General features: G+C 59.9%; 17 protein-coding genes and 1 pseudogene. 11 read left to right on the top strand and 7 right to left on the bottom strand.

The features are described from left to right. Positions 1-7: 7 nt before the first annotated feature. The gene (locus QM600_RS11770; RefSeq protein ID WP_283261639.1) at positions 8-592 is read right to left on the bottom strand and encodes a GNAT family N-acetyltransferase; all 585 of its coding nucleotides are present in this window, start codon (positions 590-592) and stop codon (positions 8-10) included. Further along, positions 589-1,926, bottom strand: coding sequence for a glycosyltransferase family 87 protein (locus QM600_RS11765; RefSeq protein ID WP_283261638.1), 1,338 nt, complete (start codon positions 1,924-1,926; stop codon positions 589-591). The genes QM600_RS11770 and QM600_RS11765 overlap by 4 nt, the downstream gene beginning before the upstream one ends. A gap of 137 nt (positions 1,927-2,063) precedes the next feature. On the opposite strand from QM600_RS11765, the gene rpsF reads away from it, so the two are divergent. From rpsF to dnaB, 5 genes are all read left to right on the top strand, one after another. Continuing rightward, a complete protein-coding gene (gene rpsF, locus QM600_RS11760) occupies positions 2,064-2,351 on the top strand; it encodes a 30S ribosomal protein S6 (protein WP_003941237.1) in 288 nt (95 codons plus the stop codon). Positions 2,352-2,416: 65 nt separating this feature from the next. Continuing rightward, the gene (locus QM600_RS11755; RefSeq protein ID WP_094270507.1) at positions 2,417-2,950 is read left to right on the top strand and encodes a single-stranded DNA-binding protein; all 534 of its coding nucleotides are present in this window, start codon (positions 2,417-2,419) and stop codon (positions 2,948-2,950) included. A 39-nt stretch (positions 2,951-2,989) separates the two neighbouring features. Further along, positions 2,990-3,232 carry a 30S ribosomal protein S18 gene (gene rpsR / locus QM600_RS11750; protein ID WP_003941245.1) on the top strand — a complete coding sequence of 81 codons (243 nt, stop codon included), beginning with the start codon at positions 2,990-2,992 and terminating at the stop codon, positions 3,230-3,232. Positions 3,233-3,250: 18 nt separating this feature from the next. Beyond that, entirely contained in the window at positions 3,251-3,703 is a 453-nt protein-coding gene (rplI, locus tag QM600_RS11745) for a 50S ribosomal protein L9 (RefSeq protein WP_283261637.1), read from the top strand. Positions 3,704-4,206: 503 nt separating this feature from the next. Then, entirely contained in the window at positions 4,207-5,598 is a 1,392-nt protein-coding gene (gene dnaB, locus QM600_RS11740; RefSeq protein WP_094270505.1) for a replicative DNA helicase, read from the top strand. A gap of 208 nt (positions 5,599-5,806) precedes the next feature. Here the strand turns inward: dnaB and QM600_RS29875 are convergent, their stop codons facing one another. After that, on the bottom strand, positions 5,807-6,244 hold the full coding sequence (locus QM600_RS29875) for an MmyB family transcriptional regulator (protein WP_502942946.1): 438 nt from the start codon (positions 6,242-6,244) through the stop codon (positions 5,807-5,809). On the opposite strand from QM600_RS29875, the gene QM600_RS29870 reads away from it, so the two are divergent. Together QM600_RS29870 and QM600_RS29865 are read left to right on the top strand one after the other, a co-directional pair. Next, positions 6,227-6,415 carry an SDR family NAD(P)-dependent oxidoreductase gene (locus QM600_RS29870; RefSeq protein WP_502942945.1) on the top strand — a complete coding sequence of 63 codons (189 nt, stop codon included), beginning with the start codon at positions 6,227-6,229 and terminating at the stop codon, positions 6,413-6,415. The genes QM600_RS29875 and QM600_RS29870 overlap by 18 nt on opposite strands. A gap of 27 nt (positions 6,416-6,442) precedes the next feature. After that, on the top strand, positions 6,443-6,874 hold the full coding sequence (locus tag QM600_RS29865) for an SDR family NAD(P)-dependent oxidoreductase (RefSeq protein ID WP_502942944.1): 432 nt from the start codon (positions 6,443-6,445) through the stop codon (positions 6,872-6,874). Here the strand turns inward: QM600_RS29865 and QM600_RS11730 are convergent. Beyond that, positions 6,758-8,440, bottom strand: a pseudogene (locus QM600_RS11730) (CocE/NonD family hydrolase). The gene QM600_RS29865 and the pseudogene QM600_RS11730 overlap by 117 nt on opposite strands. Positions 8,441-8,745: 305 nt before the next feature. Here QM600_RS11730 and QM600_RS11725 point away from each other — a divergent pair. After that, positions 8,746-9,216 carry a hypothetical protein gene (locus QM600_RS11725; protein ID WP_283261635.1) on the top strand — a complete coding sequence of 157 codons (471 nt, stop codon included), beginning with the start codon at positions 8,746-8,748 and terminating at the stop codon, positions 9,214-9,216. Positions 9,217-9,324: 108 nt separating this feature from the next. On the opposite strand, the gene QM600_RS11720 is transcribed toward QM600_RS11725, so the two are convergent. Next, positions 9,325-10,323 (bottom strand): hypothetical protein, encoded by a 999-nt coding sequence (locus tag QM600_RS11720; RefSeq protein WP_283261634.1) that lies wholly within the window; start codon positions 10,321-10,323, stop codon positions 9,325-9,327. A gap of 282 nt (positions 10,324-10,605) precedes the next feature. On the opposite strand from QM600_RS11720, the gene QM600_RS11715 reads away from it, so the two are divergent. After that, positions 10,606-11,277, top strand: coding sequence for a DNA alkylation repair protein (locus tag QM600_RS11715; RefSeq protein WP_283261633.1), 672 nt, complete (start codon positions 10,606-10,608; stop codon positions 11,275-11,277). A 37-nt stretch (positions 11,278-11,314) separates the two neighbouring features. On the opposite strand, the gene QM600_RS11710 is transcribed toward QM600_RS11715, so the two are convergent. Then, positions 11,315-12,067, bottom strand: a complete 753-nt coding sequence (locus QM600_RS11710) for an IclR family transcriptional regulator (RefSeq protein WP_283261632.1) — start codon at positions 12,065-12,067, stop codon at positions 11,315-11,317. 197 nt (positions 12,068-12,264) lie between these two features. Between QM600_RS11710 and QM600_RS11705 the strand changes: the two genes are divergently transcribed. Both QM600_RS11705 and QM600_RS11700 read left to right on the top strand, forming a co-directional pair. Beyond that, a complete protein-coding gene (locus QM600_RS11705; RefSeq protein ID WP_283261631.1) occupies positions 12,265-13,032 on the top strand; it encodes a CoA transferase subunit A in 768 nt (255 codons plus the stop codon). Next, a complete protein-coding gene (locus QM600_RS11700) occupies positions 13,029-13,694 on the top strand; it encodes a 3-oxoacid CoA-transferase subunit B (protein ID WP_283261630.1) in 666 nt (221 codons plus the stop codon). The genes QM600_RS11705 and QM600_RS11700 overlap by 4 nt, the downstream gene beginning before the upstream one ends. Positions 13,695-13,699: 5 nt before the next feature. On the opposite strand, the gene QM600_RS11695 is transcribed toward QM600_RS11700, so the two are convergent. Then, a complete protein-coding gene (locus tag QM600_RS11695) occupies positions 13,700-14,893 on the bottom strand; it encodes a winged helix DNA-binding domain-containing protein (protein WP_283261629.1) in 1,194 nt (397 codons plus the stop codon). Positions 14,894-15,848: the final 955 nt, after the last annotated feature.

The raw sequence follows: 15,848 nt of genomic DNA, 5'->3' as shown, positions 1-15,848 counted from the left end.
GGGAGACTTAGCTGCGGACGCGTCGCTCCAATTGCGATGCGATTGCCGGCCAATCCTCGTCCGTCATCGCAAACAAGGCAGTGGTACGCCAGCTTCCGTCCGGGCGCTGGCGGTGCTTGCGCAGGAGGCCTTCGAACTGCGCTCCTAGCTTCGCGATTGCTGCGCGCGACTGTTTGTTGAACTCGTCGGTGTGCCATTCGACGCGGACGGCACCAAGATCGTCGAACGCTCGCCGAAGCAGAAGCAGCTTCGATTCGGGGTTGATCCCGGTTCCCTGAGCGGCCTTCGACAGCCACGTGTAACCGATTGCGAGACTGCGATGCGTGGGGTCGATCTCGTAGAACGACGTCGTGCCCACTACGGCACCCGTCTTGACCGCTACCTGTGCAAAAGCCACACGCTCCGGGTTTTCCGACGCCGCATCGATGTACGCGATTGCGTCGGCGCGAGTGTCGATCGGTGCGGCGGTCCACTGAAAGATGCTCGGATCGTCCGACGCGATCACCAGGGCGTCGGCGTGCTCGTGGCCCAACGGTTCGAGGCGAACGTGCTCGCCCGCCAACGTCCGTGATTTGAACCAGGATTCGGTCATCGTGCGTGCTCCAAGGTTGGTTGATCCGTGTCGGCTCCTGTCCCGGCCAATGGGTAGCGCAGCGGCACCCGCAGGAACAGGAAGAAGAACACGATAAGCAATACGACGTGGCCCCACACGCTTGCTTGTACGACGGCCTCGTATTTGCTCGGATCGAAGTTCATGTCCAGTTGGTAGAAGTAGCGGAAGATGCCGATTCCCAGCGCGGCATCCGCAAGAAGGTATGCCGCAATCCAGAACCAGCGGATCTTGAACAACACGAGGAACGGCAGCAGCCACAGCGTGTACTGGGGTGAATTCACCTTGTGCAGCAAGATGAATCCGCACAGCATTGCGGCGCTCACGGCGATCCACGGGAAATAGCCGTCGCGAAGGTACCGTCGCCAACCCAGGTACATCGCCAACGCGAACGACACCAGGACCATCAGTGGAGACAGCATGCTCACCAGAGCGTCGTAGTCCGCGTTCATTTCACGTACGCCGAAGCCGTAGAACGGTCGCAACCCCCAGAACCACAGGGAGTTGGTGGTGATGTCGGCGCTGCGCTTCTCCTGGAAGCTGATCGACGCGCGCCATCCGTCGTAGGAGATAAGCGCGAACGGGAGGTTGACGAGGACGACGGTCATCACTGCCGCGCCCGCCGTCATCAAGGCGCCGCGGACGTCGTATTTCTTGCCTTCGGTCCCCCGGAGCAATACGTACGCGACCAGCGGGAGAACGAACATCCCCGGATACAGCTTCAAACAGAAGCCGACGGCCAGGATGATCGATGCCAGAATTGCTCGCGTTCGAAAAGGGATGCGCTCGAACGTCATCAGGAAAATTGCGCCGACGCTGGTCGCCACCACGGGCAGTTCCCAGTTGTGGAACGCGTACAGCACCAGCGGCGGTGTGGCCGACCAGATCAGGGCGTACCCGCCGCTCATCCGGCCCAGCATCCAGGCGGTCAGGAGGCCGAACGGTGCCAGGATCAACGCAGAATGGAGAAGGAACTCGGCGTCGTTGTGGGAGCCGATTCCGCCCAACCACATCAAGATTCCGCTCAGTACCGGATATTCGACGGTTCCGCCGTAGAGGAAACCTTCGGGCGTGATGCCGCCGGTGATGAAGGGAAAGAGGTGTTGGTCGATGCCGCGTCCGAGCCACAGCAGCTGGATATCGGAGTAACAAACATCGACGTTCTTGTTGATGTCGAAGCTCAAGCTCCGACCGTCCGGCGCGAAGGGCGCGCCGGCGCATCGTGCCTTGTTGAAGTAGCCCAGGGTCATGGCCAGTCCGCAGAGACCGACGACGAGCGTCAGGATCGACGCCGATGTTTTTCGGTCCGTTCGCATGGACCAACCCTAGGCGGTGCGATTTCCCTGGTCAGCGGCACCTCGTGTAACCTACGAGGGTTGCTGACGCAACGACCCTCCTGCCACGGATAGTCCGTGGCCGTTTTCACTTAGTCCACAGGAGGTGATGAGGTCTTATGCGTCATTACGAATTGATGGTCATCCTTGACCCCAGCCTGGACGAGCGCACTGTCGCTCCTTCACTGGATACGTTCCTCAATGTTGTGCGCCAGCACGGCGGCACGATCGACAAGGTCGATGTCTGGGGTAAGCGTCGTCTCGCCTACGAGATCCTGAAGCATGCTGAAGGTATCTACGCGGTGATCGACATCAACGCCACTCCCGCCACCGTCGCTGAGCTCGATCGTCAGCTCGGTCTGAACGAGTCGGTTCTGCGCACGAAGGTTCTGCGCCACAACAAGTAATTTCTGTCGGTAGCGGGCTCTAACCTCGCACCCAACAGACTTACATCAAATGCAGGAGGAACCACATGGCTGGCGACACCATCATCACCGTCATCGGAAACCTGACGGCTGATCCTGAGCTTCGTTTCACCCCGGCGGGTGCTGCGGTTGCAAACTTCACGGTTGCATCCACACCCCGCACCTTCGACCGTAATTCCAATGAATGGAAAGACGGCGATGCGCTGTTCATGCGTTGCAACATCTGGCGCGAAGCAGCCGAGAACGTCGCGGAGAGCTTGACCCGTGGTTCACGAGTAATCGTGAGCGGTCGGCTCAAGCAGCGTTCGTACGAAACTCGTGAGGGCGAAAAGCGAACAGTCGTCGAGCTCGAAGTTGACGAGATCGGTCCTTCCCTGAAGTACGCCACGGCAAAGGTCAACAAGGCCAACCGTGGTGGCGGCAGTGGTGGGGGCGCGGGCGGCAACTTCGGAGGTTCCTCCGGCGGATCGGGCGGCGGACGTCCGGCTGCTGCACCTTCGGGTGGAGACGATCCTTGGGGCAGTGCGCCTCAGGCTTCGGGCTCCTTCGGTGGCGGCGGCAACGACGAACCGCCTTTCTGATCCGTACCTGATCAGGGACATCCAGAAAAGAGCAAAGACATGCCGAAGCCGCCCTTGCGCGACAAGGTTATGAAGAAGAAGGTCTGCACCTTCTGTAAAGAGAAGAACACGCAGATCAACTACAAGGACACGACGTTGCTGCGTAAGTACGTCAGCGACCGCGGAAAGATCCGTGCCCGTCGTGTCACCGGCAATTGCGTCCAGCACCAGCGCGACGTTGCCATTGCCGTCAAGAACTCACGTGAGGTAGCACTGCTGCCTTACGCCACCGTGGCTCGCTAAGGAAAGGGAGGAAAGAACATGAAGCTCATCCTCACCGCTGACGTGGACAACCTCGGTGCGCCTGGCGACACCGTCGAGGTCAAGGACGGCTACGGCCGTAACTACTTGCTCCCCCGCCGGCTGGCAATTGTCGCTACCCGTGGCGCCGAGAAGCAGGTCGAAGGCATCCGTCGTGCACAGGAACTGCGCGCAGTGCGCGGCCTGGATCACGCCAAGGAGCTCAAGGCTGCAATTGAAGCACTCGATGTTTCGCTGACGGTCAAGACCGCCAGTGGCTCGGGCAAGCTCTTCGGTTCGGTTACCGCTGCTGACGTCGCTGCTGCGATCAAGGCTGCCGGTGGACCGGTCCTGGACAAGCGCACCCTCGCGTTGCCGAAGGCTCACATCAAGAACACGGGCAAGCATGCCGTGGCCGTGAACCTGCATCCCGATGTGGTTGCCAAGTTCAACCTGAACGTCGTTGGCGCATAGTCAACTGGTTCTTCGGTCGAGCCCTGCACATTTCGGTGTGCGGGGCTCGACCTTTTTGTGTGCGTCTCGTGTGTCGGACGGCGCGAAATCAGGTTGGGGATAACCGTCACAGTGTGACGTTCAACTTCGGTGATCGGTGATGATTCGGGCTCGGCAACACGCCCGACACGCCGACGCGCCGACTGTGGAGAAACTTTTTCCACTAACAGGCGTGCGAATTTGCTCACATGCATCTAGCTGGTGTTATGAGAGAAACTTACAAAGTTGTCCCCAGGTTATCCACAGATCGTGCACACGGTTTTTCAGGAGTTTCCACAATTACTCCACAGAGTTATCCACAGGCCGGTTTGTTTGTGGGTCGGCGAGTCCCTAACGTCGTCTCGGCGTCTATCTGCAGACCGGCTGTTTCCAGCCGCGGGATGTCGGTCGGGGCGAGTACAAATAGAGAGGACGCTGCGATTTTCTCGCAGTGTCGTCAAGTGTTATACGGGAAGGTCTCTCTGATGGCTGTTGTTGATGATCGAGGACCTTCCGACTACCCAGGTCCCCCCGAATCCGAGCCCGATCAGGAATTCGGGCGCCAGCCACCCCAGGACATGGTTGCCGAGCAGTCCGTTCTCGGTGGCATGCTCCTCAGTAAGGACGCCATCGCTGACGTCCTCGAGGTGCTGCGGCCAGGCGACTTCTACCGGCCGGCCCATCAGTCCGTCTACGACGTGATCCTGGACCTTTACAGCCGTGGTGAGCCCGCCGACCCGGTGACAGTCTCGGCCGAGTTGGACCGTCGCGGCGAGCTTCGCAAAATCGGTGGCGCTTCCTATCTGGTGACGCTTACCCAGACAGTGCCCACCGCTGCCAACGCTGCCTTCTACGCCGAGATCGTCGCCGAAAAATCGGTGCTACGACGCCTCGTCGACGCCGGCACCCGCATCGTTCAATACGGTTACGCCGGCACCGACGGCCAGGATGTTGCCGAGGTTGTCGACCGCGCCCAGGCCGAAATTTTCGAGGTCACCGAGCGTCGTACTACCGAAGACTTCGTGCCCCTTACCGAACTCCTGCAGCCGACGATGGACGAGATCGACTCCATCGCCAGCCGTGGCGGTATTTCGCTCGGTGTGCCCACCGGATTCAAGGATCTCGACGAAATCACCAACGGCCTGCACCCCGGTCAGATGATCATCGTGGCGGCCCGACCTGGTGTCGGTAAAAGCACGCTCGGAATGGATTTTTTGCGTTCCTGCTCCATCACGCACGGCATGGCCAGCGTTATGTTCTCGCTGGAAATGAGCAAAACCGAGATCGTGATGCGTCTGCTTTCCGCAGAAGCGAAGATCAAGCTCGGTGACATGCGCTCCGGCAAGATGACCGACGACGACTGGACCAAGCTCGCGCGTCGTATGAGTGAGATCAGTGAAGCGCCGCTCTTCATCGACGACTCCCCCAACCTTACGATGATGGAAATTCGCGCAAAAGCGCGGCGGCTCAAGCAGAAACACGATATTCGTCTGATCGTCATCGACTACCTGCAGCTGATGAGCTCGGGCAAAAAGGTCGAGTCGCGTCAGCAGGAAGTCTCGGAATTCTCACGAAGCCTCAAGCTTCTGGCCAAGGAACTCGAAGTTCCCGTGGTCGCGATTTGTCAGCTGAACCGTGGTCCGGAACAGCGAACTGACAAGCGCCCCATGGTATCTGACCTTCGTGAATCGGGATCGCTGGAGCAGGATGCTGACATGGTGATCCTGCTGTATCGCCCCGACGCGACTGAGCGTGACGACCCTCGTGGTGGTGAAGCCGACCTGATTCTCGGTAAGCACCGAAACGGTCCGACCGCGACAATCACTGTGGCGCACCAACTTCACTTGTCCAAGTTCGTGGATATGGCGCGGGGTTAGTTGTTGCTGGCCACGCTGTAGTCCGCGTCCGTAGCGACTTTCCGACGTGCGGTGCCATGGGTGTTGTGATCTGTGGTGATGGCACGGCTTGGCGGCGTTGTATCGGTCTTCTCGCGTTTTCGGTGTCCACGGTTCACCGGGCGGTGTCCGGTATTCGTTGATGGTGCGTCAGATCCTGCAGACCGGTGACGCGAAGTAGGTCGAGTTTCTATGCGTCGGGAGATTCGGGTTCGACTGTGTAGACGACGATCCGTAGGTCGCCGCTACCCGGCTCGCTGAGAACATCGCAGTCGACCGTGATGTCTCCGATAGTTTTGGTGTGCACAGTCTTTCGGCTGGACCGGTATAGGGCCACGTGCGCCTGCGCCCAGCGGGTCGCGAACTCGTCGGACTCCGCGAGGAGACGGTTCACGAGGTCTTGCAGTGGGGCATCGTCGGGGTAACGCCCTACCGCAGATCGCAGGTCTGCGACGAGGTCCGCTCTGAATTCGTCCTCGCTGCCGGCGGTATGTGTGACAGTGGTTCCTTCTTCGGAGAAGACCCGCCAGGCAAGGTTTCTTCGGAGTCCGGGCTGAGCCGACGGGTCACCGAGCAGTGCGGCCCAGAGCGGGTTCCACAACAAGATGTCATGCGCGGCGCTGAACACGCCGACCGGCAGGTCACCGAGACGGTCCACGATCCGCTGGACGCCTGGGCCGACGTACTCGTGAACAACGCTGGTGTCCTCGGCAAGTCGTTCGGTATCGACGACTTGGACGCCGCCGCGATGCAGGAGGTATTCGACACGAATGTCCTTGGCATCGTGCGACTTACGTAGACCGCACTTCCGCTGCTGAGGCGCTCGATGAACCCGGTGATCGTCAATGTCGCCTCCGGCGTCGGCTTCGCCCGCTCGCTGAGCGCCCCCGGAGCCGACGAGTACTTTGTGCGGGCCGTGCTCTATGCGAGTTCGAAGGCGGCCGTGATCGCCATGACTGTTCAGTACGCGAAGAACCTGCCGGAATTCCGGGTCAACGCCAGCGACCCGGGCTGCACCAGCACCGACTTCAACAGGCACAGTGGGCACCAGACCGTGACCGAAGGAACCGATGCAACAGTGATCTGCCGCCCCTTGGTAACGCACGCACGCCTCCGGCCCGGATCAACCGGTGAAAAGTGTTTATTGGGGGAAGCTTTCGGTTCCGTCGGCGGGGCTGGTGATGATAGGCAGGTTCACTGCGGAGGGGTGTTGCGGGTCGTGGTAGATCTTTTGGCTTGCATTCGCCGTTGCGTCTGAAATCCACAGTGGGAGGCGGGTATTCGGGTTGGCCGCGAATTGGGGGTAGTCGGCGCTGCTGATTTCAACGCGGATCGAATCGCCGGGGGAAAGTTCGTAGCTGGTGGGCCAGACTTTGATCGAGTATTCATTGATCTGTTCGGGGGCAAGGGGTTCGGGTTGATCGAGGGAGTCGCGTAGTTCGCTCGGATGATGCCGTTATTGAGGTTGATTTTTTTCGCCGGTGGGTTTGATGACATCGATCTTCGCGGCGAAGTCGGTGTCGGGCGCCGATGTTTGGGCGTAGAGGTCGACGGTGATCGGTCCGGCCATTTCCGTGGGCTCGGTGAAGGCGGGTGAGTCGTAGAGCAGGATGTCGGATCGTTGTTCGTTCGGTGCCTGGTCGAACGGATCCTGTGGTCCGGAAGCGGCGGCGCAGCAGGAATGTCCGCCGATACTCGGAGTGGGGTTTTCCGGATCGTAGAGGTACGGATCAGCTGCTTGCGGTTGTGTGGGTGCGGTGGTGGTGAGGGTTCCTTGGCGGGTGGGAAATGTTCCGTTCCCCGAGAGGTAGTAGGTGGTGAACTGTGTGTTCGGCAGAGGCCAGGTGGGGGCGCTCTTCCAGGTATTGGAACCCATGACGAAGTAGTCCACTCGTGGTGAGTTGCCGATGCTGTTGGCCTCACCTTTGAGGTAGTGGTCGAACCAGGTGATCATCAGATCGTTGATCGGGCTGTTCCCACCGGGACCTGCTGCTTTCAGTAGAGCCGATCCGTTGGAGTCCGGCCTTCCCCACGAGAGATGATCCCAGGGGCCGATCACTATCCGCTGGTCCTGGCGAGCGTCGAGTGACGCGCCTTGTACGGTCATGCCGGTGAAGTTTTCCAACCCTCCTTGCAGGAATGCGTCGTACCAGCCTTCGATGTCGAGGACTGGTACATCGACGTTGGAATACTTGTCTCGGATGGAGATGTTTTTCCAGTAGTCGTCTCGGGTCGGATGGTTGATCCAGTCGAAAAACCAGGGTGCGACTGCGGGATTGGCGGGCTGCATCGGTGGGAATGTTTGGTAGTGACGGTCCGCGAGCCATCGGCTGATGTCCGCGCCGGCGGCGGTCAATTCGTCGAGGGTGGCTTGATCGCCACGGTTCTCCGCGGCGGTTGTCGCGATCGTTCCCATGGCCCACGACTCGACGAACCCGAGTCGGAATTCGCTGCCCTCGTAGGTCCATCCGTCGTAGTAATCGGATGCGGTATTCGCTGGAATGATGGTGGTCAGGTGCGGTGGGCGTTGGGTCGCCGCGAGCCATTGAGTGGCTCCGACGTACGAGGATCCGTACATCCCGACCTTGCCGGTCGAACCCGGAAGCGCCGCTGCCCACTCGACGGAGTCGTAGCCGTCGTTCATATCGGGAGCGAATTCACTGAAAATTCCACTCGAGCTACCTTGTCCGCGCACGTCTTGGATCACGACGAGGTAGCAATGCGATGCGAACCATTCGGGGGATTGATAGCGCTGTGGGGCTATCTGAGCTGAGGACTTCCCGTACTGGGCTTCATGAGGGTGGTTCCTCTCTGATGCACTCAACTTCGAGGTTACTCACTACTGGCGTTGTCTTGCCGATTGCCGAATTATCGGATGCCGCAAATATGACCGAAATACATTGTCTCTCAATGCTTCCTGTCGTAAAGCTCCGAAGAAATCGACGCCACGTTGGCCGATCAGCGCTGTATCACACCCTGGGCTGGGACGCTTGCTGCACTGGACTTCTGCGCCTCCGGCCACTCAGGGTCGGGCAACCCCTTTCGCGGCGCTCGCTCGAGTGATGTGCTGGATATGTCACCCTCGGCCTCAGGGCCGGATTGGATCATCCAAGTATCGAGGAAGGCGCCATGACCACGATCCATCTTCACCAAACGACCACCGCGACGCCCGAACAGGTCCTTGCCGGCCTAACTGACTTCGGGCCCGGTCGCGAGGAAATCTTCGGCAACAGCGCAGACAGTTACCTCAAGGTGCACCACGAAGGCCCCCATGACGCGGATGTCACGGAGGGCTCGAGCGGTATCTGGGAACGACTGCATTACGACTGGACCGATCCCCATCGCGTCCGGATGACGACCACCGACTCCAACTTGTGGGGTGGCGAGTCGGGCCACACCTACACTCTTATGCAGCAGCCTTCGGGTATGACCGACGTCGACGCCGTTGTGATCCGCGATGGCAAGAACCTCAAGGGGCGGATGCTCGCGGCGGTGCTCAGCATCTTCGGTACCCGCGTCCTGGGAAAGCAGTTCAAGAAGTCCGTCGAGGCTATCGAAGCCCGCAACGGCGGCGCGAGTCGAAAGAACCCGCCGGCGTGAGAAGGCTGGGCTGAAGGGATGCATGAAGATTCGTTCGAACCAGCCATTGCTGCCAGCGGGTGGCATCTGTCGCGATGGACGAAAGATGCTGTACTGCAGCCTTTGACGTCAGTTGTCCCCGTTGTGGGTAAGGCTGCGTGACGCGTTCCAGGCCGCGCCCAGTGAGAAATGATTTGACGCACCGAAGTGTTGCATAGCTTCGGCGACCCGGCGGCGTCCTGTTCGGGGGGTCAATCCCAGAGCGACCGACGCGGCTTCCATCGTCGTACCCGAATTCATCAGGTGCAGTATGGGATCCCAGGGGTTCTCCCATTTCTGGTCCTTGTGTCCGGTGACCGGTATGGATTCTTCCCAGATGCGGTTGTAGATCCAAGTCATGGTGTCGGCGAGTGTGGGTGAGTGGATGGCCATCATGCCGGTAGGCCAGGCCTGGCCCCAGGAGAAGGGGATTCCGACGCTCTTGTGGTCGAGTATCCAGAAGAAGCTCGGCGGGTTCGGGTGCATCCGAACTTGTGAGCCGGCTTTGATTTCGATCGCGATTTGGTTGCGTCCCAACTCGGAAGCGGCGTCGGTAGTGCTGACGATGAGGCGGATGTCGTGGTCGGGCTGGGCGTTTTTCTCCCAATACGATTCGGGGGCGTTCTGATCGCGGAGGATCGTGTACAGCGGTGTGGTGTCGGGCATGCATGTGTAGGAGGTGCGGGGTCGCGAGCGTGAGGCCTGCAGTCCGTACATGTCCTGGGGTGCACACGGTCCGCGTGTCACGTCGATGGGTAGACCTTGGATGTCGGAGTCGCCGTGCTGCCAGGCTTGGAGCAGTTGTGGCAGCGTGTCGAGTAGGTTTTGCGTCTTGGCGATGTTCTCGTCGAGGTTTTGTGTCAGGCCGGCCAGAATGCGGTGGGTGGCGTCCGCAACGGTGGCATCGGGGCGCCGGTAGGTGATGACTCCGTCTGCAAGGGAGAGGAATCCGAGTTCTCCGAGGCGTGCTACTTCCTGCTCCGTGGTATCGACGGAAGCGCCCGTGGCGTCGGCAAGTTCGGCGACGGTGCCGATCCGGCCGCGTAGCGCGATGTCGAGGAATTCTGCCAGTTCGGTGGGCAGGTTCATGCGAGGGCTCCTTCGTCGAGGTATTCTCCAGGCATTGCCTGTGAACGACGCCTGGCCATGTGCGTCCATTTTGCGCAATGGCCACAAAGTGCACCATATCCGAATTGTCACCAAAATTTAGTTGTTTAGCTTCGGATCTTCGCTGACTTCTGGGGTGGCGCGAACTTATGGCGGCATTGTTTTCGTCTCATCGATTGCTACTTGACTGCGCATCCGCTGACTGTGTGGTTGGTCGAGCTTTCCTTGTCGGCGACTCTCGCACGTTATTGACAGGGGACCGGGATGATCGAGACGACAGTGTCCGAGGTGATGGCCGAGTTGGCTGCGCTCGAAGATCCGAAGGCGCGCAAGGTAAATGAGAAGCACGGTGACGATCACGGTGTCAATCTCACGAAACTGCGCGGGCTCGCGAAGCGGTTGAAAACGCAGCAAGAACTTGCGTGCCGGCTTTGGGAGACAGGGGACGCCGCGGCCAGGCTGTTGGCGATCCTGATCTGCCGCCCAAAGTCGTTCACCCAGGACGAGTTGGACGCCATGCTGCGCGAGTCTCGCACCCCTAAAGTGCATGACTGGCACGTGAACTATGTAGTGAAGAAGAGTCCGCACGCGGATGAGTTGCGAGTGGTCTGGTCGGCTGATCCGGACCCAGTGGTTGCGTCTGCCGGATGGGCGCTGACCACCGAACGCGTGGCGAAGGAGCCTGAGGGCCTTGATCTTTCTGGGCTACTCGATGTGATCGAGTTGGAGATGAAAGATGCGCCGGATCGCCTGCAATGGGCGATGAATCACTGCCTGGCTCAGATCGGGATCGAGCACCCCGAGTATCGCGCCCGTGCAATCGATATCGGTGAACGTCTGAGGGTGCTCGAGGATTACCCGACGCCTCCGAACTGTACTTCTCCGTTTGCGCCGAGCTGGATCACCGAGATGGTGCGTCGACAGAACGATAAGTAGGGGCGATGCAGGGCGCTGCTGGGTCGACCTTGGCCAGCTATCCGCTTGTCCCCGTTCTCAGTTGCGTCGACAGCTTATGGGCATTTTCGAGAAGTAGGGTTCCCAGTTCGGTGATCCGTTCGGGACGAAAGCGTGTCTCGACGCCAGTCAAGCTGAGGGCCCAAGCGGGGCGTCCACCCCGATCGAATACGGCAGCGCCGACGCCCCAGCTTGCTTCGACGATGAGTGCGGGATTTACCGAGTAACCGGTGGTGCGGGTCAAGGCGATTCGACGGCGGACTGCATCCTCGCTGTGGCCTTCTCCCAACGAGGCTGCAAGGTCCTTCCGGTTGAAGTAGTCATTGACGTCGCCTACCGGCATGTGACTCAGGATTGCCAGGCCGGCCGACGCGACACCGAGCGGAAATCGCTTTCCTTCATGGAGCACATGGGATCTCAGAGGAAAGCTACCTTCTTGGGACAGCACGCACACGGTCTCGTCGCCGCGTCGTGCCGAGAGAAACGCGCTTTCGCCAGTGGCACTGGCTAGCTCGTCAAGAACGCTGCGAGCGTTGTCGATGATGTCGTACCGGTGTCCTGCAGCTGCGCCCAACAAGTACAACTCGGGGCCCAATGACCAACGTCCGTTCTTCGCATCTCGGTCCACCAATCCCTCGGTAGCCAAAGACGCCAATAGGCGATGTGTCGTCGGACGAGCAAGATCGGCCATCTTGCTCAGTTCGGTAGTTGACGCCCCCGCAGGTTCCGACGCGGCGACTGCCCGCAGAACGGCGGCCACGCGAGCGACCATGTGGGGAGACTTTTCTGGAGATGGCACATGTCCATCTTAGCGTTCACTGACTGAACGTAATTCTTGATAGTGCTCAACCATCGACCAATCTTGGCCCGGTATGGGTGTGAGTATTGATCTGTTTACCTGGTCATAGTTCAATCGAACGAACCCGAAATAGTGCGTTCACTCAATGGACGCAAGATTGGAAGCAGAAGATGGCAACGAAGATGTACGAGTCCGCTGCTGATGCGGTCGCCGACATCGTCGACGGCGCCACGTTGGCCGTCGGCGGATTCGGATTGTGCGGTATCCCCGACTCGCTGATCAATGCGATCGCGGCAACGACTGCCACAAACCTCGAAGTGTTCTCCAACAACTGTGGCGTTGACGATCACGGGCTCGGAATCTTGCTGTCCGCTGGTCGAATTCGGCGTGTAACCGCGTCGTATGTCGGTGAGAACAAGGAATTCGCGCGCCAGTATCTGGCCGGTGAGCTCGAAGTGGAACTGACACCGCAAGGCACCTTGGCGGAACGCCTTCGCGCCGGCGGTACCGGAATTCCGGCGTTCTTCACTCCCGCTGGTGTGGGCAGTCCGATCTCCGAAGGTGGAATGCCCTGGCGGTACGACGCCGACGGTTCTATCGCTATTGCGTCCCCGCCCAAGGAAACTCGTGTCTTCGGAACCAAGCGATATGTTCTCGAAGAAGCGATCAACACCGACTACGCGCTCGTGCACGCTCTATTGGGTGACACCGAGGGGAACCTCGTGTTCGACAAGACTGCGATGAACTTCAATCCGCTCGCCGCGATGGCCGGTCGGGTAACCATCGCTCAGGTGGAGCGCCTCGTCGAACCGGGCGAGATCGATCCGGCGTCAGTGCATCTACCGGGTGTGTTTGTGCAACGTGTCGTGCATACCGGGCCTCAGAACAAGCGAATCGAAAAGCGAACCGTCAGCGCTTCGGAAGGAGTCACACGATGAAGGCGCCTGTGGCAGTTGCAGGTTGGACCCGTCAGGACATGGCTGCTCGTGCGGCAGCCGAGATGATCGACGGCGAATACGTAAACCTAGGGATCGGCCTTCCCACACTGATTCCCGGATACCTTGGTTCGGATGTGCGAGTCGTCCTGCACTCGGAGAATGGAATCCTCGGCACTGGTCCGTACCCGACTGAAGACAATGTCGACGCCGATCTCATCAATGCCGGTAAAGAGACTGTCACAGTCAATCCCGGTGCGGCGTACTTCGATTCCGCTCTGTCCTTCGGCATGATCCGCGGTGGCCACATCGACACCGCAGTGCTTGGCGGCATGCAGGTCTCACGTACCGGCGACCTCGCGAACTGGATGGTTCCGGGGAAGATGGTCAAGGGTATGGGCGGTGCGATGGATCTCGTTCACGGTGCCCGCCGCGTGATCGTAGTCATGGAACACACTGACCGCGAAGGTAATCCGAAGATCGTCGACGCCTGCACATTGCCGCTGACCGGGCAGGGCGTCGTGGATCGGATTATCACCAACCTTGCAGTCATTGACGTAGCCGACGAAGGAACCTTGGTATTGCGTGAACTCGCACCCGGTGTCTCCGTTGCCGACGTTGTTTCTGCAACCGGGGCCGAACTGAAGATAGAACTGTCACAGTGAGGAGTTCACAGCTGGGTGGAGGGGCTGACTGACTCCGATTTCATGCTGGGTGAGTTGTATCCGGTGCCGATTTTGACGCCGCCCAGCCACTCGGACAGTCGTGCAGCCTCTGTCTGGAGGGCGTGTTTCGCTTGGGAGGAAACGGTTTCGAGTAACCGAACCTGTACGACGCCGGCGTCGTCTTGGATCCAGCACCCTACGGCCCGTCCGTTCGCCCAGGCTGTTGTGCCGGCGTTGCCGCGGTTGTCGAAGAGTTGGTTGCGGTGTTGGCCCAGGTAGAAGTCGCGGCCTTTCCAACCCATGATCGTCGGGTCGAGCACCGGGAGCAGTGCCACCCAAGGGCCTGGATCGACTATCTCGTCGAGGTCTTCGGGTAGCAGCCAACCGGTGCCGCCATCATCGAGCGAGACGGAGACGGCGTCGAGTTCGGCAAGCGCCGTGCGCACCACTGTCTTTGTGGATCCGAGCCACCACACGATGTCGTCTTCTGTGCCGGGGCCGAAGGTGTACAACCAGCGTCGAATGATTTCTCGGTATCCGTCGACGGCGCTGCCCAGGGAGGAAGCGTCGTCGAGCCAGTGCTGGGTGAGAGTCCATCGTGTACGCGCGGTGGGGAATCGGCCGACGTTTGTTCCGCGCACAATGTCGGCGGTTGCGCCGAGATGCGTGAGAATCCTGGGTGCAGACCAGATCTCACCCGATATTCCTGAGACCTTCACATCGATCATCGGCACGGCCTGGCGGACGTCGAGAGCTGAAAGACCTTCTGGTGCGTCGGCGAGCAGTGCAAGAACTTCTGCCCGGGCGCGATCAAGCCAGTCATTGCCGTCAATGGCGAGGCCGGCATTCACAATATCTTTCGATATTCGCGCACGCTCGGTATTCGCGACTCGGGCCGACGCGCTTGGCCAGGCGGACGACAGCAGGTCACGGGGGAATGCGAAAAGGGTACGCCGCATTGCCAATTGCTTCACAACGGTCCGCTCGTCGTACAGGGTTTGATCAATATCAACGATATCGACTGACCGGACGCGCGCCCAGCAGGACAGGTAGACCGTCGCGGACTCGGTGGCGTGGAGAACCGTCATTGCCCGAGTCGCAGCTTCAGGTGAATCGACGCGGAATTCCGGGGCTAAGGCATGGCGGACGGATATCCGTGCACGCCGCTCATCGTCGGAGACATGGCGCCTAGGACTCATCGGAATATGGTGCCACACGTCAACCTCAGGATCGAGGTATGTCACGGCTGTCTGCGCAAGGTCATATTGCCGGTCTGGCGCCGGGATTGTGCCCAACCTGCATCCTGACCTCTCCTTGTGCCAACGCGAGATGGAGGGATTTGCCGGCAAATGGGCAAATGTGGAGTGGGTGACCTCAGAGGTTCGGTCCGGAGAAGCCGTGCACGTTGAGGCCGACACCACGGCGCGTCAGCGATGGCAACCTTTTACGTCACGTGACGAATTGTATGCCAATTGGTGGGAACTGGCTGCTTTCGCGGCTCTGGCCAAATCTGATGGGGTTTGGGTCGAATGCCTTGGGGGGACGTCGTGGCAGCTCAGCCTGGGGTTTTGTCGGATCGGTCGCCGAACCGTCTTCAAGGGGAGTCGAGGTTGACGAGGCGCTTCCAGGTTCCGGTAGCCGATTCCGCAGTTGGCGGGAAGGGGGTCGTGTTGTTCGAAGATGCGGCAGTTTTGCGTCGATATTGCGTGAACGCCGCGCGGGTTCGGATAGGGGACAAGGGAGTGGGAAGGTCGGTGTCCGGCGTCACATTGGCACAGTTTTCGGGAATTGCTGTGGCCGCGAGGGCCCTAGCTGGGACGATGGCGAAACGCGGGGCGCTGACCTGCGGATTTGTTAAAGGCTTCGCGGGTCGCGTAACTTATTCCAAGTCAGAGCGACACGGACACCGACTCCCACCTGCAAGGGTGAGTGACACGAGGTTGTACGAAGTGCCTGACGAAATCCGAGGCAGTTTCCATCCTGTATGGTTGTGCTTCACCTCCAGTTCACGACGATGATCAGCCCGGTTTGCGCCGGTGCCGAGAATCCGATAAGCTGGAAAAGTTGCCCCAGAGCAGCCGGCCAGAGGGTCGGCGGTGACGGTGTGCGCGTGTTCTTTGAGAACTCAACAGTGTGTCGATGAATGTCAGTGCC

The organism is Rhodococcus sp. IEGM 1379 (assembly GCF_030056815.1).
GTDB lineage: Bacteria > Actinomycetota > Actinomycetes > Mycobacteriales > Mycobacteriaceae > Rhodococcus_F.
Note: the sequence above shows the minus strand (reverse complement) of the source record. Positions and strands in the feature narration are given on the sequence as shown.

Excerpts from the sequence above, each read along its gene's own strand:
- QM600_RS29865 (WP_502942944.1), top strand. The coding sequence starts at position 6,443 with ATGAACCCGGTGATCGTCAATGTCGCCTCCGGCGTCGGCTTCGCCCGC.
- dnaB (WP_094270505.1), top strand. The coding sequence starts at position 4,207 with ATGGCTGTTGTTGATGATCGAGGACCTTCCGACTACCCAGGTCCCCCC.
- QM600_RS11705 (WP_283261631.1), top strand. The coding sequence starts at position 12,265 with ATGGCAACGAAGATGTACGAGTCCGCTGCTGATGCGGTCGCCGACATC.
- QM600_RS11700 (WP_283261630.1), top strand. The coding sequence starts at position 13,029 with ATGAAGGCGCCTGTGGCAGTTGCAGGTTGGACCCGTCAGGACATGGCT.
- QM600_RS11710 (WP_283261632.1), bottom strand. The coding sequence starts at position 12,067 with ATGGTCGCTCGCGTGGCCGCCGTTCTGCGGGCAGTCGCCGCGTCGGAA.
- rpsF (WP_003941237.1), top strand. The coding sequence starts at position 2,064 with ATGCGTCATTACGAATTGATGGTCATCCTTGACCCCAGCCTGGACGAG.
- QM600_RS11765 (WP_283261638.1), bottom strand. The coding sequence starts at position 1,926 with ATGCGAACGGACCGAAAAACATCGGCGTCGATCCTGACGCTCGTCGTC.
- QM600_RS11755 (WP_094270507.1), top strand. The coding sequence starts at position 2,417 with ATGGCTGGCGACACCATCATCACCGTCATCGGAAACCTGACGGCTGAT.
- QM600_RS11770 (WP_283261639.1), bottom strand. The coding sequence starts at position 592 with ATGACCGAATCCTGGTTCAAATCACGGACGTTGGCGGGCGAGCACGTT.
- QM600_RS11725 (WP_283261635.1), top strand. The coding sequence starts at position 8,746 with ATGACCACGATCCATCTTCACCAAACGACCACCGCGACGCCCGAACAG.
- rpsR (WP_003941245.1), top strand. The coding sequence starts at position 2,990 with ATGCCGAAGCCGCCCTTGCGCGACAAGGTTATGAAGAAGAAGGTCTGC.
- QM600_RS29870 (WP_502942945.1), top strand. The coding sequence starts at position 6,227 with ATGCGCGGCGCTGAACACGCCGACCGGCAGGTCACCGAGACGGTCCAC.
- rplI (WP_283261637.1), top strand. The coding sequence starts at position 3,251 with ATGAAGCTCATCCTCACCGCTGACGTGGACAACCTCGGTGCGCCTGGC.
- QM600_RS11720 (WP_283261634.1), bottom strand. The coding sequence starts at position 10,323 with ATGAACCTGCCCACCGAACTGGCAGAATTCCTCGACATCGCGCTACGC.
- QM600_RS11715 (WP_283261633.1), top strand. The coding sequence starts at position 10,606 with ATGATCGAGACGACAGTGTCCGAGGTGATGGCCGAGTTGGCTGCGCTC.
- QM600_RS11695 (WP_283261629.1), bottom strand. The coding sequence starts at position 14,893 with ATGAGTCCTAGGCGCCATGTCTCCGACGATGAGCGGCGTGCACGGATA.